This is a genomic window from Listeria floridensis FSL S10-1187, assembly GCF_000525875.1.
Lineage (GTDB): Bacteria > Bacillota > Bacilli > Lactobacillales > Listeriaceae > Listeria > Listeria floridensis.
On the sequence record NZ_AODF01000034.1, the window covers coordinates 1 to 24,570 of the forward strand.

25 protein-coding genes are annotated in these 24,570 nt (G+C 35.6%); 19 read left to right on the forward strand and 6 right to left on the reverse strand.

Translation table 11 applies throughout. The features are described 5' to 3' along the window. A partial coding sequence (locus MFLO_RS15735) for a hypothetical protein (RefSeq protein ID WP_036098233.1) occupies positions 1–865 on the forward strand: 865 nt, incomplete at its 5' end. Between the two features lie 602 nt (positions 866–1,467). On the opposite strand, the gene MFLO_RS11965 is transcribed toward MFLO_RS15735, so the two are convergent. Beyond that, on the reverse strand, positions 1,468–2,961 hold the full coding sequence (locus MFLO_RS11965; protein ID WP_036098234.1) for a hypothetical protein: 1,494 nt from the start codon (positions 2,959–2,961) through the stop codon (positions 1,468–1,470). A 1,165-nt stretch (positions 2,962–4,126) separates the two neighbouring features. Between MFLO_RS11965 and MFLO_RS11970 the strand changes: the two genes are divergently transcribed. The 5 genes from MFLO_RS11970 (at position 4,127) to MFLO_RS11985 (ending at position 6,850) form a co-directional block, all read left to right on the forward strand. Next, positions 4,127–4,711 (forward strand): recombinase family protein, encoded by a 585-nt coding sequence (locus tag MFLO_RS11970; protein WP_036098235.1) that lies wholly within the window; start codon positions 4,127–4,129, stop codon positions 4,709–4,711. Positions 4,712–4,866: 155 nt separating this feature from the next. Then, on the forward strand, positions 4,867–4,956 hold the full coding sequence (locus MFLO_RS16910) for a ParA family protein (RefSeq protein WP_277619795.1): 90 nt from the start codon (positions 4,867–4,869) through the stop codon (positions 4,954–4,956). Between the two features lie 34 nt (positions 4,957–4,990). Continuing rightward, positions 4,991–5,683: a ParA family protein gene (locus tag MFLO_RS11975; protein ID WP_277619794.1), complete on the forward strand. Its 693-nt coding sequence runs from the start codon at positions 4,991–4,993 to the stop codon at positions 5,681–5,683. 2 nt (positions 5,684–5,685) lie between these two features. After that, positions 5,686–6,012 (forward strand): hypothetical protein, encoded by a 327-nt coding sequence (locus MFLO_RS11980; protein WP_036098236.1) that lies wholly within the window; start codon positions 5,686–5,688, stop codon positions 6,010–6,012. Positions 6,013–6,091: 79 nt separating this feature from the next. Beyond that, positions 6,092–6,850: a hypothetical protein gene (locus tag MFLO_RS11985; RefSeq protein ID WP_051993645.1), complete on the forward strand. Its 759-nt coding sequence runs from the start codon at positions 6,092–6,094 to the stop codon at positions 6,848–6,850. A gap of 177 nt (positions 6,851–7,027) precedes the next feature. Here MFLO_RS11985 and MFLO_RS11990 read toward each other — a convergent pair whose 3' ends face one another. Continuing rightward, a complete protein-coding gene (locus tag MFLO_RS11990) occupies positions 7,028–7,417 on the reverse strand; it encodes a DUF1433 domain-containing protein (protein ID WP_051993646.1) in 390 nt (129 codons plus the stop codon). A gap of 154 nt (positions 7,418–7,571) precedes the next feature. On the opposite strand from MFLO_RS11990, the gene MFLO_RS11995 reads away from it, so the two are divergent. Next, a complete protein-coding gene (locus MFLO_RS11995; RefSeq protein WP_036098237.1) occupies positions 7,572–8,954 on the forward strand; it encodes a hypothetical protein in 1,383 nt (460 codons plus the stop codon). A 4-nt stretch (positions 8,955–8,958) separates the two neighbouring features. Continuing rightward, complete coding sequence (locus MFLO_RS12000; RefSeq protein WP_149023043.1) at positions 8,959–9,381, forward strand: hypothetical protein; 423 nt, start codon at positions 8,959–8,961, stop codon at positions 9,379–9,381. A gap of 223 nt (positions 9,382–9,604) precedes the next feature. On the opposite strand, the gene MFLO_RS12005 is transcribed toward MFLO_RS12000, so the two are convergent. Together MFLO_RS12005 and MFLO_RS14815 are read right to left on the reverse strand one after the other, a co-directional pair. Next, positions 9,605–10,147, reverse strand: a complete 543-nt coding sequence (locus tag MFLO_RS12005; RefSeq protein WP_036098240.1) for a hypothetical protein — start codon at positions 10,145–10,147, stop codon at positions 9,605–9,607. Positions 10,148–10,749: 602 nt separating this feature from the next. Then, entirely contained in the window at positions 10,750–11,397 is a 648-nt protein-coding gene (locus MFLO_RS14815) for a ParA family protein (RefSeq protein WP_241433652.1), read from the reverse strand. Between MFLO_RS14815 and MFLO_RS12010 the strand changes: the two genes are divergently transcribed. The 7 genes from MFLO_RS12010 (at position 11,376) to MFLO_RS12045 (ending at position 21,010) form a co-directional block, all read left to right on the forward strand. After that, complete coding sequence (locus MFLO_RS12010) at positions 11,376–12,278, forward strand: Y-family DNA polymerase (RefSeq protein WP_420912538.1); 903 nt, start codon at positions 11,376–11,378, stop codon at positions 12,276–12,278. The two genes, MFLO_RS14815 and MFLO_RS12010, sit on opposite strands and share 22 nt — an antisense overlap. Before the next feature lie 3,440 nt (positions 12,279–15,718). Continuing rightward, positions 15,719–16,129: a transcriptional regulator gene (locus MFLO_RS12015; RefSeq protein WP_036098242.1), complete on the forward strand. Its 411-nt coding sequence runs from the start codon at positions 15,719–15,721 to the stop codon at positions 16,127–16,129. Next, entirely contained in the window at positions 16,126–16,632 is a 507-nt protein-coding gene (locus MFLO_RS12020; protein ID WP_036098243.1) for an Rgg family transcriptional regulator, read from the forward strand. The genes MFLO_RS12015 and MFLO_RS12020 overlap by 4 nt, the downstream gene beginning before the upstream one ends. Before the next feature lie 262 nt (positions 16,633–16,894). Beyond that, on the forward strand, positions 16,895–17,548 hold the full coding sequence (locus MFLO_RS12025) for an ABC transporter ATP-binding protein (RefSeq protein WP_051993648.1): 654 nt from the start codon (positions 16,895–16,897) through the stop codon (positions 17,546–17,548). Between the two features lie 104 nt (positions 17,549–17,652). Continuing rightward, the gene (locus MFLO_RS12030; RefSeq protein WP_149023044.1) at positions 17,653–18,732 is read left to right on the forward strand and encodes a hypothetical protein; all 1,080 of its coding nucleotides are present in this window, start codon (positions 17,653–17,655) and stop codon (positions 18,730–18,732) included. 22 nt (positions 18,733–18,754) lie between these two features. Next, positions 18,755–19,051 carry a hypothetical protein gene (locus MFLO_RS12035; RefSeq protein ID WP_036098246.1) on the forward strand — a complete coding sequence of 99 codons (297 nt, stop codon included), beginning with the start codon at positions 18,755–18,757 and terminating at the stop codon, positions 19,049–19,051. A gap of 1,755 nt (positions 19,052–20,806) precedes the next feature. Continuing rightward, positions 20,807–21,010, forward strand: a complete 204-nt coding sequence (locus MFLO_RS12045) for a hypothetical protein (protein WP_036098248.1) — start codon at positions 20,807–20,809, stop codon at positions 21,008–21,010. Between the two features lie 605 nt (positions 21,011–21,615). Here MFLO_RS12045 and MFLO_RS12050 read toward each other — a convergent pair. Both MFLO_RS12050 and MFLO_RS12055 read right to left on the reverse strand, forming a co-directional pair. Next, complete coding sequence (locus MFLO_RS12050; RefSeq protein ID WP_036098249.1) at positions 21,616–21,876, reverse strand: hypothetical protein; 261 nt, start codon at positions 21,874–21,876, stop codon at positions 21,616–21,618. Between the two features lie 15 nt (positions 21,877–21,891). Continuing rightward, the gene (locus MFLO_RS12055; protein ID WP_036098250.1) at positions 21,892–22,314 is read right to left on the reverse strand and encodes a hypothetical protein; all 423 of its coding nucleotides are present in this window, start codon (positions 22,312–22,314) and stop codon (positions 21,892–21,894) included. A gap of 436 nt (positions 22,315–22,750) precedes the next feature. On the opposite strand from MFLO_RS12055, the gene MFLO_RS12060 reads away from it, so the two are divergent. From MFLO_RS12060 to MFLO_RS12075, 4 genes are all read left to right on the forward strand, one after another. Further along, positions 22,751–23,047, forward strand: coding sequence for a WXG100 family type VII secretion target (locus tag MFLO_RS12060; RefSeq protein WP_036098251.1), 297 nt, complete (start codon positions 22,751–22,753; stop codon positions 23,045–23,047). Between the two features lie 66 nt (positions 23,048–23,113). Then, on the forward strand, positions 23,114–23,404 hold the full coding sequence (locus MFLO_RS12065; protein ID WP_036098252.1) for a TIGR04197 family type VII secretion effector: 291 nt from the start codon (positions 23,114–23,116) through the stop codon (positions 23,402–23,404). Continuing rightward, positions 23,401–23,745 (forward strand): DUF3958 family protein, encoded by a 345-nt coding sequence (locus tag MFLO_RS12070; RefSeq protein WP_036098254.1) that lies wholly within the window; start codon positions 23,401–23,403, stop codon positions 23,743–23,745. Before MFLO_RS12065 ends, MFLO_RS12070 begins: the two co-directional genes overlap by 4 nt. A 5-nt stretch (positions 23,746–23,750) precedes the next feature. Next, positions 23,751–24,566: a T7SS effector LXG polymorphic toxin gene (locus tag MFLO_RS12075; protein WP_051993649.1), complete on the forward strand. Its 816-nt coding sequence runs from the start codon at positions 23,751–23,753 to the stop codon at positions 24,564–24,566. The last annotated feature ends 4 nt before the right edge of the window (positions 24,567–24,570 follow it).

Here is a 24,570-nt window from a genome sequence, read left to right on the forward strand (position 1 = left end):
ACGGATTCATCTTCTTGTGGACGGAGAACTTGTGAAAAGTTTAGTCTTTCTTTCTGAGAAAAACCAAATTGTGGAAACGGATCATGTGCATCAAACGGTCAATACCAGCAAACGGATTAATGAGCAAGTGGCCTTTGATGTGCCTGTAGAACCACCGAAGACCTTTAGCTTTGATCAGTTAACCGATCTGATTGTGGATCCTGAAAGCGAGGTAGAGGTCCAAGCGTTTGATGCTGGATTTATCGAACGTGGAAGTTTACCGGTTCCGATTGATCCAAACTATGATACGACCCTTGAATTGGTGAACTTGCGAAATGCAAGTATGCCACTCAATCAATATCGTATTGAAGTGAAGGCGGGGACGGCGATTGATAAGGTGCGGATTGCATACGCCACAGCGCCAGGAGGGTATCCACGTCAATTTGTGCAAGACTTGACAGCAGAAGAAGACGGACGTTATGTGATCTGGATGAAAGATCTGCCTAATTTTGATCAAATGGCCGTCGGACAGACTGTTCAAATCTATGGCGTGAGTAGTTGGAATAAGCATCAAACGATTGAAGAAAGTATCAAGGAAGTAACCTTAACGGATCGTATTTCAAACGAGATCGTACTCACCTCACCTCCTTTTGTGGTGGGCACATCCAGAGTGATTGCAGGAACGAAAGGAGCGGATGTCGTTAAAGTTCGTTTTTGGGTGAATGGAGAAGTGAAAACGCAAGCGCGAGATGTAGGCGTGGATGGCTTTACGCTTCCGAATGCCGGAAACTTCATTCAATCGTTGACTGATGAGGTGGAGCTGGTCGCGGTTAATAGCCAGTTTCAAATTATCAATCGTCTCTCTGTCCAACTGCAAAGTCAGTAAACTAGATAGAAAAGGTTCTTTCAGATAGCAGATGGAATACAAAACCAGATGGAACGGGACCGAAATTTTACCTGGAACTAACTGGATGACCCAGTTAGATACTATATCGTATGCGCAGTGGCAAAACAATACAATCATTCTAGATCTACAACCAGAACCCAGGCTAATCTCTCAACCTTTCCCAGTTAATCCGGAACTAGGAGTCGGTGTTTGTAGATGAGGCAGTTTAGTAACTAAAAGGAAAGTGTCCATTTTTTCGAACAGTAGGAGGCCATTGCAAGAAACGATGCTCAACTTTGTTTCTTTGTAAGAATCTTTGGTTTGCGTTTTTTGGATATGGTCTATTACAAATTTATAAAAATAAAGAGATGGATAAAGTGAATCTGATACAATAGTTATTCATTAAATACTATGTAAAAGTATTGTTAAAGGGTAAGCCAAAACTATGGTCAAAAAAAAGCCTGTAGCACAGTTGCTACAGGCTTTTAAAAAAATTAACTTCCTATATCAATTTCAAATTTCTAAAATATAAATGCTTTTTCATAGATCTAATATAAAATCTTTTGATTTATTTGTACGGAACTTCAGAATACAATATCCTCTCATTTATATTTTCTTTTTAAGACAGTATTATTTTTTTTAGTTAACGTGTTAAGCATCTTCTCTTGTGGAATATTACTATCTTTATCAGACTCATCTTTTAAAACGGTAAGTACATTGAGAAAATCTTTATCTTGTAAAGGAATAATTAAATTTTTATTATCCTTATAGTAATCAGAACATCGCTTAAAAAGAGTGGCTTCATCTTCACAGTCTCTGAATATCATAAATCCCATTTTCCCACGATTAAGGGAGAAACGTCCATTTAATTGATCAAGTTCTGGATTTGCAATATCTTTTGAATAGTTTTTGCACTCTACAAAAATATAACTTGAAGAGATGTCCTTTACTGTAGAAAGATTAAAGAAATATCCACTTTCCGCTGCATTATCGAATGTCAAGTCAATACGTTTCCTACCCTCATGAATTTCCTTTTCTTTAACAGGATTCATCAGATTGGGATAAAAAAGGAACGTCATGGTCGCAATAATATGTTCATGGAACTTATTAGCGTCATTCGTGCCTTTTTTAATTTTCCCAAATCCATCTATTAGGCTATCTATAATCTGTAAATAGAAATCATCAGTATAATCTTCGAGAATTTCTTCATTTGTTAAAGGCCTAATTTTATTTTTTGCATTCGATTTAAAGTCTTCGTAAAATTGAGGGTGCTCTGCGGTAAAGCCCCTTAAAAATCTTTTTTTATATGCTCCATACTTAGAGGACACTTCTTCCTTACGTACGCTTCGCTTTATACTACCATTTTTCAGCTTGCTTACATTTACTAGACTGGTGTTCATTCGAAGTTCTTCGCTTACAAGAAAATTTAATACAAAATGCCTAGCATATTTAGAAGAATCATAAACATAACCACGTTTTCTACATACGATTGACTTAGGAATCAATAAGATTGGCTTATCATTCACTACAAGCATATCTTCATGGCTACTAATCCAAGATTTAGAACGTATATCCCAATATTCTCTAGTAGCTATAGATTTCATAAGTTCAATACCATGCAGATCACATTGATCTTGAGTATATTCAATTAAATGTTTTCTAATTACATTAGTAGTCAAGTCAGAGATTTTGTCATGGGAAATATTATCAACAAATATTTTTATATCATTAACGTGTGAAATTAAGCCACTGTCCATAGCACCGCTGTCTAGAATATATTGGAATAATTTTGTAGCGTCATCATTTCCAAGACTCTTTCCTTTTGTCCCTGACTTTGAAAGACCTAAGCAGGTTTCGTGTGGTTCGGAAAACCTAAAATTTTGTCTAGCTTCGTCTATTCGATTATTTTCGAATAGGCTTAGCATATACTGAAAGAAATTTTCAAGTGTTCTATGGGCTGATATGGACCATCTATCTGATCTTATCGAAAGAAAATAGGGGTCTAAAAATAGAGGCATATCATTTTCAGTATCGATATCCACAAAATCCAATTCATTTTGTTTTCGTTTTAAATTATATATCTCACTAATTTTCATAAACATCCTCATTTCTCAAATTATTTAGTATATAGTGCGCTCATAAATTGCTTTTCTGCTTGTTGCGCATCATATTGGAGCACATGGAAATATGTTATTTATCAAAATCAAGCCGTTTTATTACAAACGTATAAAATCTGACTTTGCTATATTTCCCCTATTTTATAGGATTAACATCTGAAGACGGATTTTTTGTTGCCCTTTTCATTGTATAGTAGAGACAATGCATTCGAAGAAAAAAGTAGAAAACTGGAATCAGTGCTGAAAAAATATATAATATTTCGATTTTATTTGTTTTAGAATCCCAAAATACTAACAAAATAAAAGTTATGAGAAATATTAATGTCAGTATCAATGACCAGGGCATACGATTTTTATAAAAACTAGTATTATAAATATTGTGCAAAGAAGTATAAGGATTTTTCTTCTATTAGAAATTCTCGAGGTGTTTCTTTTATACTATGGTAATGGTCAGAAAATAGAGGCACTATAATCCATTCTTTTGTTTCTATGATTTGGATAAGAAAAGAATCTTTAGTAAGCCCTTTTTTGATCCTTCCTCTTATTTGATTTTCATTATTAGCAAATGTTATCTCTAGTTCAATAGATGTGCTACTCAAAAAGTAATTATGTACCCATATAGTTGAGGGAACAGTAGAAAATCCTATCACTAAAGATAAGGCAACTGGAAAAGCGATAGGTTGCTCTGGTTTTTCTTTGTTGAACAACAATATTAAAAGTGAAGAAGTTATAAAAAAAAATAAGTATTGTTAAAAATTATAGATTTAAGTAGACAGGTAACAAATTTGTCCATATCAAACTTTAAAGCGGTTTCAACGGTAGTATTATAAATGAGTCTAACAAAGTATCTAAAAGATAAATACAGATTCCCGCTACTAAAGTAGCAATTACAGAGAAAGCGATAGTTGTCATGTAATCATTCTCCTTTTTATATATCGTATAAAAATCTGAAAGCAAAGTCAAAAATAAAACAAATTATTTGAGTTAGGAAAAAAAGTCCAAAATTTATAAATTCTGGACTTTTTTAGTGCCAACGAAAGAATGCGGGTTTTCGGAATGGAAAATGCTTGATTTTCGTCTAGATTATAGTCTATAATACAAAGTGTAGATTATTAAATAATTTAGACCGTCTGGACGTGAAAATATGAAATTAGGATATGCAAGAGTTTCAACTGTTGGCCAAGATTTAAAAACACAAGTTGAAAAATTAAAAATGGAAGGCATTCAAGACGATTATTTGTTCATTGAGAAAAAAACGGGGACGACCACGCGAAATCGGGAAGAGCTAGAAAAAATTATCAAACAATCGAGATCCGGTGATCATGTGTATGTGACCAAAATTGATCGGCTTGCTCGTTCGATTATCGATTTGAATAATATTATGCAGCGTTTTAAAGAAAAAAGGGTGAGTGTGACGTTCCTGGACAACAACATGACTTTCGGGGCAGATACGGAAAATGATGCGATGCAGCGCTTGTTGTTTAATGTATTGGGTTCCTTTGCAGAATTCGAACGGGATATGATTGTGAACCGAACAGGGGAAGGCCGGATACGCGCAATGCAAGCCGGGAAAAAACTTGGCCGTCGTGGCCAACCAGAAGAGCAAGTGCAGCGAGCGGTAATTTTGTGGAAGAACAGAAGTGAAAATGGATTGGCTATTTCGGATATTATTAAAATGACAGGAGTGCCCAAATCTACGTTGTATAAAAAAATCCGCGAGGTAATATAGAAAAATACAAATATCAGTTTAGATTAAGATTATGTATGGCATAAAATCAAGCGTAAGAATGAAGTGACTGTTGGAGAATTGTTTAGTATAATTAAGGTTAAATTAGTAGAAAAGAGGTGTATGATGTGAGACCAGATACCGTTTCATTTATAAATATGAAAGGTGGTGTGGGGAAAACTACCATCACAATTAATATTGCCTATACTTTAGCAAAAAAATTTAAAAAAAAATGTATTATTAATTGATATGGATCCACAATTTAATGCAACGCAATCACTAATGACAAAATTCAAATCATTAGAATTCTATGAAAAGTTAAGAAATGACGGGAAAACGATAAATTATATTTTACAGCCACCAAGAGGTGGTGTTACGGGGGAAATTAAATATAATATTGATGACATAATACTAAATTTGTATGAAGATGCAAAATCTTTAGAATCAAATCTTGGGTCACTAGACTTAATTGCAGGTGACTTAGGAATTGTCACATTTGAATCCAGTAGACGAGGATCTGAAAAAATTCTTAAAGAATATATAAAGGAAATTGAGGAGAAACATCAAAAAAAATATGATTTTATTTTAATTGATACCCCGGCAACTTATTCTATATATTCTCAATCATCATTAATTTCAAGTGACTACTATATTGTACCAATTTCTCCGGATGCATTTTCAGCATTAGGTTTTTCATTGCTTCAAAAGGTGATGAAAGATGATTTAACTTTGAAAGATTCTCAACCTAACATGCTTGGAATTATTTTTACACTTACTGGTAATAAAGCTGGGCGTGAGAAAATTAAGGAAGAGTTTGAAGATCAGCCTACCTTTAGTGAGACTCTTAAAGAAAAGGAATGGATACGAACGGGTAGGATGTCTTCATTCATGTTAGATAAGGATTCAACTCGTGATAATATCACTGATTTGACTGAAGAGTTTTTAAGAAAAATTAATGAGAAGAAGGGGAGTTGAATATGAATAATATGTTCCCCACATTTGTGAAGAAAAAATACACTATTACTACGCTGGATGAAGGTTTGTTTATAATATCGGGAGTGCTGTCTATTATAATCTTTACAAAAGAATACTATGCAAATAATACCGATTTAAAGGAGTTTACTAAAAATATATTATTTCAAGAGTATAAAGATTATCTTTTTAAAAATAGGAATGCTCTATATGCAAGAGTCTTGAGAGACATCTTAAAGACAAATGATGAAAAACAGTTGATATTAATTAATAGTATTTTAGAATTCATTTATAATAAAAAGGAAAATGATTCAAAAGATGTTAAAAAATAAAAAAACTAAAAAAACGAGCAAAAAAGTGACATCAAATCTTGGAGTAATATAATCAATCCAAAAGAATAGGTGATGTAATTTGTCGACATTAGACCAATATTTTGATAATGATTATAATGAATATATAATCTATACCGAAAACAGGACGAGTATTTCAAGTTCAGGTTTTAAAAAGGAAATAAAAGAGCTTTATGAATTACTGTATATTTTTTCTAGTGTAATTTTTCTATACAAAGATTTAGATATAAATTCTAAAATTTGGAACTTCATTTCTGAAACAAAAAATGACTTAATTATTTGTTTTGATTTGCTAAACATGAATTACCATACCGCCAGTAAAAAAATACTACGTTCTTCTATAGAATCTTTTTTGAGATTTTCTTTATGTGTGGCCAGATATTATGAATATAAAGATAATAAAGCCAATAATATTTTTCGTGCTACTGATTCTTTAAAGCAATTGAAAGCTATGGTTGATACTCATAAAGTGGGGAAAATGACATTTTTCACCCAAAACTATTTTTCCAATACTGGAATCAGTAAAAATTATCTCAGTTTGATCAATAAATATAGAGATCTATCAGGAAATGTTCATGTGAATTCTAACGAGATATTCACTCCTCATAGGTTTTTGTCTAGCTATTCAACCGTAGATATAGATGAGGTTACTAGCAATATTAATGAGCAAAAAGAGGTTTTAATTAATATATTATTATGTCTTTACTATTTTGATCTTATGCTTAAAAAAGAGTCTTTTTCAAAGTACTTCCTATTAAAGTTAGAGCATATTGGCGGTGAAACAGTCAAAGAACGCTTTGATGATTTTAGAAAAATATGATACTTGTATGTAAGTCTACTTGCGCTTATGTAAGTATAGCTTATAAATCTATTGAAAGATTACCTGTTAGGAGATAAAGGCTGAGAGCTTATTCAATGACCATAGGTAATTTAGCAGTCGTATTTACATATTAATAAAAGAGAGCATGCTGCGGCGAACAGCATGCTCTTTTTATCGTTATAAATCACTTAAATTGAGGCCTTTTAAACTTTTAAGATAGGCTTGTCTTTCTTCAGGTGTAGATAGTTTAGTCTGCGTATTGTTTGATGTTTGTTCACTTGGCAGAGGGGCAGGAGACTCCTTATCGAAGTTTCCCATTTTCTTGGCCAAAGAATTACTGAAGGAATAGTCAGTTGCTTTTTCAACATTAAGGTCTAAAGTAAAAACAAAGTAATCTTCTTTCTCGTGATTAACAAAACCTTCGATGTCTATTCGTCCTAATGGTGATATAGTGACATTATCAAATTGAATATGTTTCACATAATTATTGTAATCTTCAGCATGAATTCGTTCTTCGATTTTAGGTTGCATTTTTTTTTGCGAATTCTTCTGCTTTTTTTTGATCACTCATTCTCCCATCTCCTTTTACACAAGCTGTTAAAAATACGCATACTAGGGATACGAAACTAATTATAAGTATTTTCCTCATTGCTTTCTCCATCCTTATTTTGTATGATTATTATAGCATAGATATATTAGAAAAGTCAGAGGTGAATACAACATGGCAGAAGACAAAGAAATGCTTGCATTGGCATCCAACGTATACAATATAAAGAAATTTTATAGTGACACCTTGGAAATTGATGGAAAAAAGTATTATGTTCTTGATCGAATTGATGCGGGAGTCAATGCGTTAACTTTAGGAACCAAAAAAGACTACGATAATATGAAAGCCGGACACCCAGAAAAAGTAACCGAAGCCACCGTTGTTTTCCGTGGATCAGAGCCTTTAAGTGTACCCAGTCGTATGCGCGACTATGGCGGAGGAAAAGAAGGCCTTGATAAAGTCACAGGAGAAATTCTGTTTGATTGGTTAGGGACAGACTATGAATACTTGATTAAAAAGCAGCCTTTTGATAATGGAAAATCGAATGCCTTTCAACTTGCGGCGGATTATGTGGGAAAACACTTGCAAACGAAGTTTTATAATGCGAAGTTTAATGGAGTTGGCCACTCTCTTGGCGGCAGTGAAGTGAAATATGTGGCTTTCCAATACCCAACAGCCATCAATAAAGTGTATAGCTTTGAAGGACCCAATATTTATCCATCTCTCTCCAAAGAACAACAAGAGCTTGCGAGATCCGGTTACTTTAATGGGAAAATCTTTGACTATATCAATTTAACTGACGGTTTAGCCAGGCTGAATCGAGACGAACCGGCCTTTGGTACGCAGCGAATTATTTGGGATTCAAAAGCCAGGTTTGATATGACACACCAGGACATGGAGAGCTATATTCGAGAACATCCTTTTCTCTCGATTATGGACCGAACCTATGACCGTTTTGGCGGGTTAAATGGATTTGATGCTTTTTTAAAAAAGATCAATCCAAGCTTATCCTACCTCATGCTGAGTACGTTCTCCGATCATGATCTAGGACGATATCAATTCGATGGGAATCACATTCAATTGTTTACTGGCCAGAAATTAGAGGTGACCGAGCTGCAACAGATCCAAGACTACTTAAGTTATTCCGGCCTTGGCGAATATTCAGCACCGATGCTGCTGATTCGTGGAGAAACGATGCTTCAAATTGCCAGGCATTTAGAAATCGAAACGAAAGAACTATTGGATCAGATGAAAAGCCAACTGGAAGAACTTCCGGACCGAGTGAAAACGGAAACGGATCAGCTGAAGCATTCGATGATCAGTCTTGTCGGTTACGGCCAATACGACCAGTTGACACCTAATGACGTGGAGGAATTTCATCAGGAACTAGCGATTGATGGGACAAACTTTTATAAACCGTCCGAACTGGAAACATCCTGGGATGCTTATAGGACGTACAAAAAAGAAACTGAGGAATATATTGCAGATATTCGGACGCTAGCGCACAGCTTTTTGAAATTAGATGAAGAACTTGCACGAAAAATGGATTTGAGGTGATGAGATGACACATACTGATTTATCCACCCTGTCGCCCTTCCAAGCTATTCAAACAGCCCGAGCAGAAGGTCAGGCACTTTCTCCAATGTTGCAAGCTCAACTTAATGAAGCTAAACGAGAAGCGCAGCTACAGACGATGAAAACGCGTCAAAAAGCCGTGATGGAAACACGTGTAACCGACCTTCAAGCGAAAGAAGTCAAGAAGATTCAAGCGCAAACGCACCAGCTGCAAAAATATCTTCAATCTTCCGGAGCGGAGTTGCAAGCAGCTTGTCGGGGAAAAGCTTCCGAGGCGTTGCAACAGAAGTTAAAGTTTGCTAAAAATGATCAGTTAAAGGAAGATACGACAGTTGGAAGTAAAAGCATTGGCAGTAATCGCTATGTGACCATTCCTTTTCCTTCGCACCCCCTACTCGCTCTTATTTAAGAAAGAGCTTGTGAAAACGAGTTGGCCACAAAAAAAACGTTCGGGTTTTTGTTCAAAAAAAGCCTGCAGCAGGCAAACGTGCCCCCAGTTAAAGTCAACTAAATCCGAACAATCAAAAAAAGAGCATTCTCCGGTTGTTTACCGAAAATGCTCTTTTTTTGTGTGGCAGAGAGTGATTCTAATGCAATGAATCTTTTTTATCTAGGGAGTTGTGTGCTAGATGCTACTCCCCCATCCTTATTTTATGTTGAAGTTCATTCCATTCCTGGAAAATAGCAGCTACTTGTTGCGAATCATAGCGTGGCATGTTAAAAACAATATATTTATCGAAATCAAAACGATCCATCAATCGATAGAGGTTTCGAGGAGGAATATTATATTCCCTGCAAATATCGGAATGGCTTAGAAGTTTTTTTGGGATCTGATTGACAGCTTGAAGCCTCCCCTTTTTTTGTAACCGGGTATTCTCAATAACAAAAAATAGATAAGCCTTTTTGTTGAAAAGTTTCTTCTTTGAATAAAGGTGTTCCCACTTTCTATCCGGATAAGCAAGCAAGGCTTGTCGGGCAGTGGTGTTAATTTTGATGTACTTCACTTTGTCTGTAAATGTATATGTGATCCAACGTGGTTTAACGCTTAAGTGATCTTGGATGTCATCTGTAGTAATGTGATACCCTTCTTCAAAAGCTTCATGATAATTTTCACTTATTTCCAGACGATTTCCAGATGGAATTAAAACAAGGCTAGTTGTAGATAATGGAATCAAATATATCTGCCCCCTTTGTTCTTAATGAGTCAAATCAAAGTGCTGTTTCTGGTATACCAGTATACCAGTATACTTCTACTTATAATTGTTCAAATAAGTTTTGATATACCGCCTTATATCCTTGAAGTTGGCGTGTTGAAAGCTTGGTATTAACATAGTTATCAAGAAGCATGTTCACGATGTCATTGAATTTGTTTAATAGTGGATTAATAACACGTATACATGTAGATCGATCTACATGTATACGTGTCTACTTGCGTTTTTTTTCATAAATGGAAATCATGGTTCGTAATTCCCTACGTTCATCTTGGGTCAAAGTTGCTTCGTGTTCATCAAGTAAAACATCGAGAATCTCATCTACGGAATAAAGGCTTTTAATGTTTACTAGTGCATTTAATCTATCTTTATTTCTGAATGAAAGTCTAGTTGTAGTAGTTTTTTCCGGTTTTTTTTCTATCTTTGATTGTGGTTTTTCCTCAGATGTTGTAGTAAAAATCTGATTTCGAGAAAATGATGAACTTGGCTCAATTTGCTGATTTCTTTCAATTTTTTTTTGGGGATCTTTTTAACAAACTTTTTTTCATTGTTGGTGGACATTTTTTTTAGACCTCCTTTACTTTGAGACGTTCTAAAAGTTCATTAGTTACGTTTTTGTACAATTGTGCAACTCTTCTATCGTGCATATCTGCTTGTGGATCTTTGTCTGTATCCACTATTCCAATCAAGTCATATCTTTTTAGTCTTTCCATGTTCTTCACAACTGTCTGAAACATATTGCTTTCCCCAAAACTCGCAGTTGCATTTTCAAGTGTAGATAAGTCTACTGCTGCATTGTTTTTTAATAAGACAGGCAGAACACCCAAAATGTCAAAATCGGCGCTATAACTATCAATTAATTCTTGTAGATATTTTACATATGCTTCTGCACCAACTAAGCTCCTCTCTTGCGTTTGCAGAACAATTATAGTGTAGTCAGAGCTATATAAGGCAGAATCGGTGTATGTAGATAGTGTTGGAGGAACATCTATTAGAATGAAATCAAATTTATTTTTTAATGGCTCAACTAATTTTGAAAAATAAGCAACCCTGTCAAATTGGCTGTCTGGGAATTTCTTTTCTAAAAATAACGGATAAGATGTAAAGTCAGCAAAACTTGGGAGTAAAAACAGGTTCTCTTTTATATTTAGGACTATTTCTTCCAAATCTCCATCTGCTATCGCTGACATCAATGTTTTATCAAATTTTACCACATGCGAAGATCCAACAGATATTTCTGCGATACGTGCCCGAAGAGTACTTGTTACCCTACTCAATTGACGAGGCGTTTTTAGATGTGACAGGCTCTCACGCACTCTTTGGCGATACGTTAACCATAGCGAAACGCATTCAGCAAGATATTCTAGATGAATTGGGGCTATACGTCACGGTAGGGATTGGCGATAATTTGTTGATGGCGAAGCTTGCGCTTGATAATGCGGCCAAGCATCAAGCGGATGGGATTGCTGAATGGCGATACGCGGATATTCCGGAAACACTTTGGAAAATTAACGAGTTGACGGATTTTTGGGGGATTGGATCACGGATGGCCAAGCGACTTTATGCGTTAGGAATTTATGATATTTTTGATTTGAGTCAAGCCCCCGAATCTTTGTTAAAGCACCATCTGGGTGTGATCGGCTCTCAACTGTATTATCATGCGCACGGGCTCGACTTCAGTAAAATCAACGAGAAGTATGTGCCGACTGAAAAAAGCTATGGCAAGAGTCAGATCTTAGATCGTGATTACCAGGACCCGGTAGAGGTGACGATTATTATCCAGGAGATGGCCGAAGAAATTGCGATGCGACTTCGAACGTCGGGTGTAGATACGGCCACGATTTTTTTGCATGTGGGGTACAGTCGATTTAGTACACTTCGCGGATTTCGGCATCAAATGAAAATCCAACCGACCAACAGCAGCCGTGTCATCAAGCAAACACTTATGACCATGTTTTGGAAGTATTATCAGGACGAACCGGTGCGGTCCATCATGATCACATGTGGATCAATTACGCCCAAAAACGGTTTACAGCTGAATCTATTTGAAGATCTAGAACGAAGTTACAAGAGCAGCAACTCGATACAACCATAGATCGAATTCGGAAACGCTATGGGTTTAAGACACTGATACACGCGAGCAGTTTAGTTGATGGGGTACAAAGGTTAAGAACTATACTAGGGTACTTCGGGTATCAGATGTTAATAGAGTAAATTGTCACTTACATGAGTCTCATCAAAGGTACTTCAGGTATCAGACAGAAAGCCCCCAACCTAGTCGCAATAGGTCGGGGGTTTGTGCTTTAGATAAGCAGATTTAATAACAGTTACAGCATAACATATAAACAGAAAAATCACATCCAAATGTTCGAAAAAGGATCAAAATCTCTTAAAAACAACTCTACATATGTGTCTATATACGCGTATCAGATAGAAAAAATTGAAAAGCCCTAATAGGCTTTTTTGGATCAGTAAATGCGCTGATTTTTATTCTATATAGGCTTATTTTTAAAAAAAAATGGTTCATTTTAAGATAGAGGAGATCACATTTCTAGTCCTCTAAATATTTGAATTGAATGAAAAAGAGGAACGTTTTAAAGAGTCTTTTTTTGTTTCGTGATGAACTAGGAAGTACCTATCTTTCCATTTTTTAGGTACAATCCGTACAACACAGAAAGCCGGAAGTGATTCTTTTTTTACCACAACTATTGCTTGATGTAGAACAAAATGATCCAAAGGTGTAAAGATTTTAATTGAAGACAGTAACACTTCCTTTATCAGCCGGTTAGAGAATCTGGCTGATAAAGGAGCGCATCATCCAATGAGTTAGCCCCTATTCAGACATCAAAATCATGGAGATCATCACTCAGAGATCAAGTTAGGTGAACCTAACTTGTTCGAGTTGGACAGGAGATAAAAGAATAAAACAAAAGGCCATGTCCTTTAAAATCAAGCCAGATACGATTAAGAAATTGAAACAGTCGGCGTTTATTGTGTAGCAAAAAGCATGTGTTGAATATGAAAAATCAAAAAAAAGATATAAGAAAACCATAAAAGAAGAGTTTTTTCAAGGTAGCCTTATAGGTAGGTTTATAGGTAGGCTTCAGGGGTGGCATGTGCTTTTTTTTACGAAATCAACCGAAGCACTGAGGCCGCTGTCTTTATTTGCTTTTTTTGCAAGCAAAAAATCCTGACCATTTTCTCTCTACATGGTTTGACAACCATTATGAGAGAAAATGGTCAGGATACACCTAATAAAGGCAGCTAAAAATAGAAAATAATAAAAATAAAGCACGTGCCAAAAAAGCTATAACTTGTTAAACAAGAGTGAAAAGGAAGAGTCAAAAAAACCTACTTCTCTTCGCTCTAATCCAGTCTTGAAAGAAAATCCATCTACGTAAAGACCAATATACGGAAAAAGGTACAACCATCTATGGCTTACTAACTGCAATAATCAAAGTGAAGCTTGAGTAAAGGCTCGTTAGTTTGTACATATACATGTTTTCTAATCATGTGACAACCTTTCTGGATGAGTTCGAGTGCTTTAATCGGGGATGGAATGTAAGTTGTTCGCAATATCAGACAGAAAAGACGGGTTACAAACAAAAGCGAAGATGTAAAAATAGTTGACCAGCACTTCTTTTTTTGCTGTTCGTTTTACCTCCCTCACATGGAGTAAAGACGTATATAAAACTTTAAATGAAGTTGGGGGAACCTATATGTTGGGGAAATGAAAATTTTTGAGAATTTTTAGGCATATCTTAAGGAAAACTTATAAAAAGGGAACGATCTGATGATCGTTGCTTATGATTTTTGATACTCGTTTGATCTTGGAAAACAAGATAGTGACTACAGGTTATATACAGAGTAGTATTTGATGGATCATGCGTTGAACGATTAATTTTTTTCGGGGATCAATTTTGGCTTTGTGCTTTTTATTTGCGGAGGAAGTACATGTTATTTTGAATGGAAAATAAGGGGTTCGAAGTCGCATCATCTGCCTTTTGCTCTTTATCCTAGAGGTGTGACTATTCTTGGTAAACGACTATCTTTTGTTTCTAATTTACTAGGATAGATCGGTAATAAGAACAGCTCTTAAAAGGGAAAAGGGTAGGTGTATGGAACGACTCATTTGTTAAATAAGAGTATGGCCACGCGAGCAAGAACGACAGCGTTTAAAAGTGGGGGAAATTAATTGTGGCAGTATACGACTTGATAAATAAAAAGATAAAGTAAATTTATGGTTAAAAGATCATGTGCTTTAAAGCTAAAAAAAGCGGTTTTTTTGTCCAATTAACAGAATATGGAGTGGCAAAATGCCACCATTTTCCTTCTTTTTTTTTATTTGAGGGTGGCAAAAAGAGGGCAAAAAGCAAAAAAAACTGTGAATGTATGAACAAAAATTAGTGAAAAATCGTCAAGTTTGTGAAAAAAATGAAAAAATGAGTCAAAAAGGGGTGGCAAATGACTGGCAAATCGCCAAAAATTGACCCCAGAGAGAAGCTAGGCACTGACTAGCTTTTCAATGGTTTTGACCCCAAATCCTCTTAATCTGCTTGAATGAGAGAATGTTTCACATACTGTCATTCAAGCGCTTTGTGGTTCATTTAAAACTAAGAACTACGAAGGAAGAGACTCGTGAGCAGCATAAACAAATGAAAGCAAGAGAGTTTAACGAGTCATAGGGGAGCTATTGAACAACCAAACTTAAAGTATTCGTCTTCATTAAAGCCAATGATGGAAGGTTAAGATGCCCTAGTTAAGCTTATAAATCAAAGAAGAAATGTTTTGTTTAAACCATACACAGATACGGAGTATAAAGAGAGGAAAGTGCGTTTACAAGCCTATCTAAAGTTCATATAACATTCAATCTGTGAGTGGCTATTTATAGGTAGATGCTTGACTGGTAAACCTTTTTCTTGTAGTAAAAGAAAAGCGATTAGCACGTCAAGTTAAAGCATTTTTCTATAGAGGGGAAAGGTTAAACTAAGCTCTAAATCCTCTCAGTAAAGAGTGAAAAAAAAATAAACGGAGTTGATAGGTTAGAAGGATGGAATAAACACTTTAACAAGCTATGGAGATCAAGGAATGGATTCTAAAAAAAAACCCTATATCCTTGTAGTCGGATGTAGGGTGAAAAGAGAATGATGAGAGCAAACCAAAGCAGGAACGTGCGACTATGGGAAAAGGAAATAGAAACCAACACGAAATCCTGCGTAAAAACTCTCATGAAGGATGGAAGGATGATAATCATGTATTATTCTGTAAATTTACAAAAAATCTGTTATACTAGAGTTAGTTAGTTTAGTGAAGGGTTTTTCATTGGGATTTATGAAAGCCCTTCATCTATTGGAAGTTTTCTAGTTCCTTTAGAACACGCCGTGTTCAAATGGTTTAATAACTAGACTTAACAAATTTACAAAAGCTAACATGAATCATCACCTCCCATACAATAAAGTGTAACATGTTTTTTGATTTGTGGTAGAAAATTGTATCTTTAGATACACTACCGAACAGATGGGGGAGAAAAACGAGATGAAAAAAACAGGCGAAACATTGCGAAAACTTCGAAACATGGCGAATGAAACCGTAGAAGAGTTTTACAAGGGAGTCATCTCGCCGCAGTATGCGTATCATGTAGAACGGGATGAAAAAGAAATTACACAACAAAGATTGGTTCAAATTCTACAAAGGCGGGATATTAGTTATCACGAATTTGAGTTTATCAAAAAGGAGTATCAATCTAGTGAATTTGACCAAGTAGTTCAACACGTTTTTAAGTTGAAGAGCACGTTAAACATCAAAAAAATGGAAAGGCTAGAAAGCTATTTAGAGAAACAAGCAAAAAACGAGTCTGGACAAGTGTATCGGAGGTTGCAACAGGTTTTACACGCTCATCTTGTATATGCTGAAACACAAGATGAAAAAAAGAAAAAAGGTCGATGATTCAACCGATTTGGAAAGAGCTTTCAAATAAAGACAGTTGGACGTACAGTGAATTAATCATTATTTGTAATATTCTTTACATATTTGAAAATGAAGCAATTGACCCTATGGCTCATCGGGTTTTTCGAGAGTTAAAAAAATATGAAGGATATAAAGCGGCCGATCATTTACGGATACGTGCCATCTTCAATTACTGCACGTTACTTCGTGTTCATGATCGAATGGCAGAAACGCGGACGCTTTTAGTCGAGGGATTGGCGTTGGCTATGAGGAAACAAGACACTTTTATGATGCTTGAATATCGCTTTAGATTGGCAGAGATAGATGCTGTACAAGGAAAGAAAGAGATGGTCCAGTTAGACGAAAAAGTGCGCTTGTATTTACTTGGGCTATTGTTAATCGGGGCTAAAAAAGAGGTCGAAGATTTACAAGCCGATTGGGAAAAACGAACAGGTAGATTTATTGATCTTCAAAAGGAAGTTGAAACTTTAGAAGGAAATTAGGTAGTTACTCTTAAAAAGAAAGCACCCAAAAAGGCTGATGAACTCAGCCTTTTTTTCGTTCAGTCAATGCGGTTGTCATTACTAAGTAAAAAACTACTAAAAAGTAGAGGTTTCTTACTAAAGTCGCTCCTGATGAGGCAACGTCAGGAGAAATGAATTGTATCTAAAGATATACTTTTTAACGCTTTTTTAAAAGGTGTGTTATGGTAAATTTATACATATAAAACTGAAAAATACACAAACCAAGAAAAAAGGAGATACTATGATACAAATTAGGGATTTAGAAATTGTTACCCGGGAAAAACTGATCGAAAAAGGAAGCTTTCAGTTTCATGAGGGGATGATTTACGGACTATCAGCACCTAATGGATCTGGAAAAACGACATTGTTGCGTGTCATTGCGGGATTGACGGCTGCCCGTAATGGCGAAATCTATTTTGAACAAGAGGGAATTCGTCTGAATAGAAAAGAGATTGCACAGCGGCTATTTTATTATGAAACGACGGAATGGCTAGATAAAAACTTGTCGGCTTTAGATTATTTGAAATTTGTTGGAAAGATGTGGCACCACGATGTTCATCAACTTCACTCCATTATTCATTTTTGGGAAATGGAAGAGTTCGTTCGTCTTCCCATACGAAAATATTCATTGGGAATGAAGCAAAAGACTGTATTAGCGATGTACGCGTACAGTCATACGGATTATTGGTTAATGGATGAGCCCACTAATGGTCTAGATACCGTGAATCAAGAGCGCTTTATACAGTTCGTAAAAGAAGCCAAAGAAAAGGGAAAAACCGTTATCTTTTCTTCGCACCTTAACGATCAGTTATATGCCATTACAGATGAAACCATCTATATCATGCAACAACAATTGATGTCTTCCAAAGATGGATGGAGAGGAGGGCATTCATGAGACAACAGACATTCTTTTTTAAGAAGTTTCTAAACGCAAAAGGAAATTGGATTCCGCTGATTTTGTTAGTGGCGTCCGTTCTTTTCGTTTTAATTATGAACGTTATGACGGAAAAAGAGCATGATCTAGCAGCTGTTTCAGAGGAAAATATACTACTCAATCAAGAAGGAGTAAAGTTTAATGAAAACCAAGCGAACAATCAATCCTTAACACAAGAAGATCAAGAAAATCTGAAAGAAACCGAAAAATTTGCGCAACAACAAATCAAACAATATCAACAGATTAAGGAGCTTTATGCCTCAGGTAAATGGTCGGAAGCGTATCAATTAAAATTGAAAGAATTAGAATTCTCGCTTCAAATTGAAAAGGAAGCACCGACGGGTAGGGGAGATGAGCTCAAGAGGTTATTTAATCGGGATATCTTGAAATACCAAGAACTGCAAAAACTAAATATTAAGGAAGAGCTTGATAATCAGGAGACGCAAGGGTTTACATATCTCTATCGGGTTTTAAAAAGTTTTTTCCCCATTCTATTTTTAGTTGTGCTGTGTTTCTCACTTACCACTGTCTTTACAGATCGATTCTTTTTAGACCTAGATCGAAGCAAACTTTATCCGGGTTCTACTCTTTTTAAAACGTTTGAACGGATAGTCTTTGCCTTCATGTTAGCTTTCATCATCTATGGAGTTGTGATTATCCTTGCATTTCTTAGCGCATCGCTACTTTCAGGATGGGGAACTCTTCAGTATCCTATGGTAGTGGAAATCGGGGAGAAGACCGTACTATTTACCGTAGGATCACTATTATGGAAAACTATTTTACTCCAATTACTAGCAATGGCTGTTGTGGTTTTGATGATTGATCTCATTAGTAAACTAGTAAAAAAATTGATGCCCACGCTATTTATTAGTCTAGTTGTCCTGATTGCACCACCCCTACTTATAGGAAAAGTAGAGTTCTTCAATCAAGTAGCGACTTTCCTTCCGCAAACTTATTTTAATGCGGGACAGGTTGTTACGCAGACGCTTGCTGAAAGTTGTAGGAATCCGAATATTACGTTTCTAAATGGAATAATTGTCCTTCTTTTATGTGTCATCATTTTGGGATTATTAGCCTGTTGCATGGACAGGAAAGGAGGTGAAAACAACTCTTTTAGCAAGGAAGATACGCGATCACAAAAATAAGAAAAGGGAGTTGTCTAGAAGAATGAGAAAAAGAATGATTCAAAACATCGGGAAGCTCGGTTTAGCAACCATTTTATTGACGGGAACAGCTGTCACTATCGCACCGGAAGCATTCGCAAAGACCGTTTTAAACTGGCAGAAATATGATATTAACAAGTTTACCAAGAAAAATACAGTTGTATCGGAAGGATACAAATCCGTACCTTCCACAGCCTATTGGCATCACAGTAATACGAGTAAAGCTGGTGGAGGTTGGAACTATAATCGGTACGTTATTGCTCTCACCTACTATAGCTCAGTAACTAAAAAGTACTACTAATCAGCCACAGCCAATGAAAAGTATTTATTTAAACAAACACAGACCCCAATCATCAAAAAAACGCTTGAGAGATAGATCAAGCGTTTTTTATATACGTGCGTAAATGAGCCATCAAAGGACTCCATTTCTCGTGATTTTCAAAGGATAATAAAAACGAGTGGCGTGCGATTTTAGATTTGCTAGCCAACAAAAATATGTTGACGGTAATTTTGAAAAATGCTAGACTTGAAGCAAAGAGAGCCATGCATGAACATGACTCTCCACGCAGTAGTACCGTTAAAAAGACGGTAGCCTTTCATTAATAACGATAAAATAACCATTCTAACTACTCGGTCAAAAGTGGGTTAGATGGTTATTTTTTGGGTTTGTTAAAGTCTAGAATCAACACGACGAGGGTAGCAAAAACTACCGCAAACGTCAGTGCTTCATACACAGACACGGTTATTCCTTTCTAGGAGTAAAACCTTTAACCATAGGCATCACCCCCTAATGAGGAGTTAGCCACCATCTTTCTCACTTTACTACTGCAAGATATATTATATCATTGGATCTCAAGCATTCAAAATGTAATCTGCGTTTTGCTCTTTACGGAATAAGTATAGAGATCAAACATACAATTAGTTCCAGCACTTTTCATTGGTCATAACCAGTTTTAGGGAGTAAAGCAAGCTGAAAATAACCTTATAACAAGAAGTTTTGGTTGTAGATTGTTAAAACTCTTATAGTTAAAGTTAATTGGATTGATGTCAATAAAGTAGATACAAAAAAAAGGCTGTTTCATGAATTGCTGAAAGAAAATCTCACTTTTTTTCTGGTGCCCATATACCGATGGTCGAGCGAAAAATAAAATAATCTATGAAGCCAAAGAGATCAATCTATTTGGTGCTGCGAGTCAGAAAATGTTTCAAAAAAATGAGAAAAAGAGGGGGGACTTTCGTTAATCAAATGAAAAAATTAACCAGATTTAACATCCAATTTAAGCTAGTAAACTGAGGAAAAATAGACAGAGATGCAATCAACGATTCACTCAAAAGGAGAAAGGATTGCTACGCAAAAAGAACAACTTCAAAAGCTAGAATAAACTACGAAAGAGCTAAAACTTACAATTAAGAAAATAGAAAGACAAAAAGAGCTACTTGATTGGTTAGGATAAAATGGTTCACTTTTCGGAGAAAATCGAAACAAAAGGGAAAAAGTGAACAAAATGGATAGAAAAACGAACCAAAAAGAGGTGCAAAAAAAGCGTAAAAGTGCACAATTGCCTTTAATCTTGATATCACTTCAAAACAAGTCGCACTGCGACTTCAATTACGAAGTGATTGCAGGTTTCCCTTATGCTCTTTTGTTTTTTTCCTTCTTTTTCCGTTCCGGAACGAAGGGTGATTTTTTACTTCAGCAAAAATCACCCTAAAAAAGAACATACATCTTTGCTATAGCATCCGTAAAAATGGGTGTTTTTAGCAAAAATATATGTTCTGAGATGCTTCAAAACGACTAAATCATTTTTGAAAGTGGTGTATCAAGTTGAGTCAAAACTTTCAGTTGAGAAACATCAAAGAGCAGACCGCCGCGCATCTTAAAAATCGAGCAAATGCGGCGGAACTATCTATGAACAAATAGATCTTAAATATTCTTGATCAACATGCAATTGCTCCTGAATTAAAAGAACAAGAAAGCCGATTTTCGGAAATATTGAAGTGTTGCAGGAAAACAATAAGTTAGAACATTAGTACTTCAGGTCCCGGAGAGAGGTAAATGAGTAGAAGACATATTACTTTTCGAGAAGTAGATAAAACGACCAGTAGTGAAGCTTTTCTGACAGAATATAAGAAACGATATCAACTCATAACATCAAAAGATGTAGAGAAAATTTTTGAAGAACATCATACCTTTACGGCCATGCAAAAACAAGGAGATTTTTTAGGAGAAGTGTTAACCACTCGTTTTAAAAAAAAGTAATTTGATTGATTCGAGTTCGATCAGGATACACCGGCAAAAATGTTCAAATTTTAATCGAGCCAATGAATACACTCATTTTTCATTTGGGTATTCCAAAAGCATTTCAAACTAATAAGTATAGTATTAATGTTTTTGTGTAAGATGAGCAACAATAGTAAATCCTTTTTTGAAACTAATCTTTCTTAAACTAAAAGAGATCAGTTTCAAAAACTAATCCCTCTCAGTTATTATTTAACCATTTTTTTATATCCCCATCGTAATGCCATAAGTAGGGCATATGCAATAAAACAGCATAAAAGCATACATATCATTACCGTAATTTCTGCATTTAAAGAGTATATATCTTGAATGGTTACATATAAATATTTACTAAAAAACAGGAGAAAAGCTAGTGTCAAGCTAATCCATAAAATTAATAAAACATCTGTATTATCTTTTCTTTTCTTACTCATCACATTCACCAACTTTTAAATAGACAATAAAATCGAATGCTTAGAGAGCCAGCTTAAAAAATTTGAGAATGAGGATTGTTTGTTTCTTTCTTTTACTAATTTCGTGTTTTTTTTCCTTTGCTTGTTTTCACTTTTTAGAGTCTTTTAGTTTATTTACCTTTTTTTAGGGACATCTTTAAAAGTTTTGCCATCGTGTTTTGTTCCATCAACATTCTTAGCTCCAACTTGTTTTCCCTTTTTATAAACATGTCCATGCCATTTCCCTGTTTTTGTATCATGGGGTCTGTCTATTCTCCCACTATATCCATCCCCTAAGTCAACTGTTGCACTTGATGCTGCTTCCGCATTTGCCGAAATTGAAAGAACCAAAAAAATGGCAAGAAATGCGCAAACTATTTTGCTAAACTTTTTCAAAAAAATAACTCCCTTTCATTGTTGTAATATATTATTAAACGATTGAAAATCGTTAATAATAATGTTTGTGTTAAAAAGCATATTAATTTTTTCTACTAATTCTGCAAATCCCTTATTTGTTGGATAATCGAATTCTAAATCTTGCTTAATATAAAAGAAATCGACCACATAATCAATACTAGGTTTAAAACTTAGTAAACTTTCTACAAAAGACAAAACAAATTCTCTATGCATATCTGTTAAATCAGACCTACATGCATACTGAACAATTATATGGTTTTCATTAGCTTCAAAGTCATCTTCAAAAAATTGTTCTCCAAACGCATCTGGAGCCTTAGAAAAGGTATCAAAAAGTAACAGATATCCCATATTTTTCCCGTTTTCTGAAAATCTGAAAAATTCACTTTCCCTTGTTAAAAACAGCCTTTCAAATTCCAAGTTTAACAATCCTTTCAAACATAATAGGCGTAAATTCAGTTAACAGTAACATAAATTCGGTATTTATGCTATTTAGAATTGGATTCTTTCGAAAAAGCTCCTCTTGGGATGAATCTTTTTCACTAGTCATGGATAAGTAACGGGCTTGAAAATTTAAACTCTCATGAATGATTCTATCGAATAGGACTAGCTTAATAGGCTTATTTTATGCCAAAAATAAATTTTCCTTCTAAATAATTAAAGGCATCTCAAAAGCTGTTTTTATTGTTTTTAGAAACGCATTTTTTTTCTTTTCCATTCTGATAATGATGATAAATGCGTAGAAAGAAATATCACGCCCTCAATTAAGAAATGTTCACCGAAAAGACACAGACATCTATTCTATTTTGTGTTATTGTATACATGTTAGAAACTAAAACGATTAGGAGATGAGAAAATGGCAGGACAAATCAGAATGAGCCCGGAGGAGCTTCGTGCACGTGCGAAAACCTATGGACAAAGTAGTCAAGAAATTGAACAATTATTACAACGGTTATCGCAATTACAAGAACAGTTAAGAAGTGAATGGGAAGGGCAAGCTTTCCAACGTTTTGATGATCAATTTAATCAGTTAAAACCAAAAGTAACCGAGTTTGCGCATTTGATGGATCAAATTGAAGCGCAATTGACGAAAACGGCCACTGCAGTGGAAGAACAAGACCAACAACTTTCTCAAAACTTTGGCCTTCAATAAATGAAAAGAATGCGTCACTTATGAGGAAGTCATAAGGGCGCTTTTTTATAGAAGGGAGTATTGAATGTGACAAAGATAACGAGTGACTTAGGGCAGGCCTCAGAGAAAGCAACAGCTCTTCAACAAGCGGTTTCTTCTCTTCCAACGACCGTAACGGTTGCTAAAGATGAACAAACGACAGTAGCCGGCAATACAAGGGCTCATGAAGCCATTCAAGCAGAGATGGATGCGACCATACAAATTGCAGAAGCGTTAACTACAGCTAGTGCAAATTTACAAAGTGTTGCACAAGCATTTGCAGCGAAAGATGTGGAATTAGGCAGCGCTTTTCAGGCTGTAGGAGTAGATCGTTCATGAAAATATGGGATGACTATCTACAGGAAGAAAGAGATTTAACAAGTATGGAAGAAGAAAAAAGTCTGGAAATCCAAGAGGTACGAAAAATTCAATCTTCATATGAAGCTCATTTTCAGCAAGTATTCCGATTTATGGATGAGATCCGTTGGGATTTCCGACAGAATGATCGGTCTTCTCTTCATGAGCAGATGCAAGATCGAGTATTTTCTATTTCGCGTACCATTCGTGAAGATTTGGAAGAAACAGGAGACTCCTATCAGCAAGAACAAAGGGAGTTGAAAGATTGTCTCGACGAAATTGCTTATAAAAAACGGAAAGCAGGCATAGATAAAGGAGAGTGAATGAGTTGAACATTAACATGTATGTGTCAAAATCTAAAGCTCAGGCCACGAGTACTAGTGCTGTTTGTCGGCATCATATAGATGGATATGTAGCGGTTCAACAAGCCATTCTTCAGTTTACATCAAGTAGCCCACTTCTCCGAGGGAAAGCGTATGATTCAGCAAAAGCTTTTTATAGTGCTGTATTATATCCCTTGGTTCAGGCCGGTATTTTGTTAACTGAAGCTACAGAAAAGGCAGTGAAAGAATTTCCTGAGCGATATCAAAGTGAAGTAGATAGCGGGGATTTGAAGCAAATTGAGCTCGAAGAAAAAATTCGCCAAGCCGATCAATTAATTATCCAGGCACAAGGCATCCGTCAAACGATACTGTCATCTAGTTTGCCAGAAGTCAATCAACAGACGCAAATGAAGCTGAATCAAGGGTTATTGGAAATCTACCAAACTGAGAAAAGAGAATTAGAAGAGAAGCTTCAGAAATTAATCACATTTAATGCGAGCTCACCTGCGATATTTTCTGAAATTGCTAGTTTGAAACAAGCGGTGTCTCAAGGTCTTACTCAAACCAAATCAGCCTGGAGTAGTTCAACAGGGAGCTTTACAGTGCCTTCGCAAAATGACTTAAAATGGGTCAGTTGGGTACAAAATAAGTGGGCAACTTATGAAGCTGAACACGAATCTCAGCTAGATGAAGAAAGTAAACTATATTTAAATAAAGCCAAAGAAGACTATCAATCTGGAGCTATTTCCAAAGAAACTTTTGAAAGCATAAAATCTGGGATTATAACTACAGGAGCAGCCTTTATAAAAAAAAGTCATTGAGACT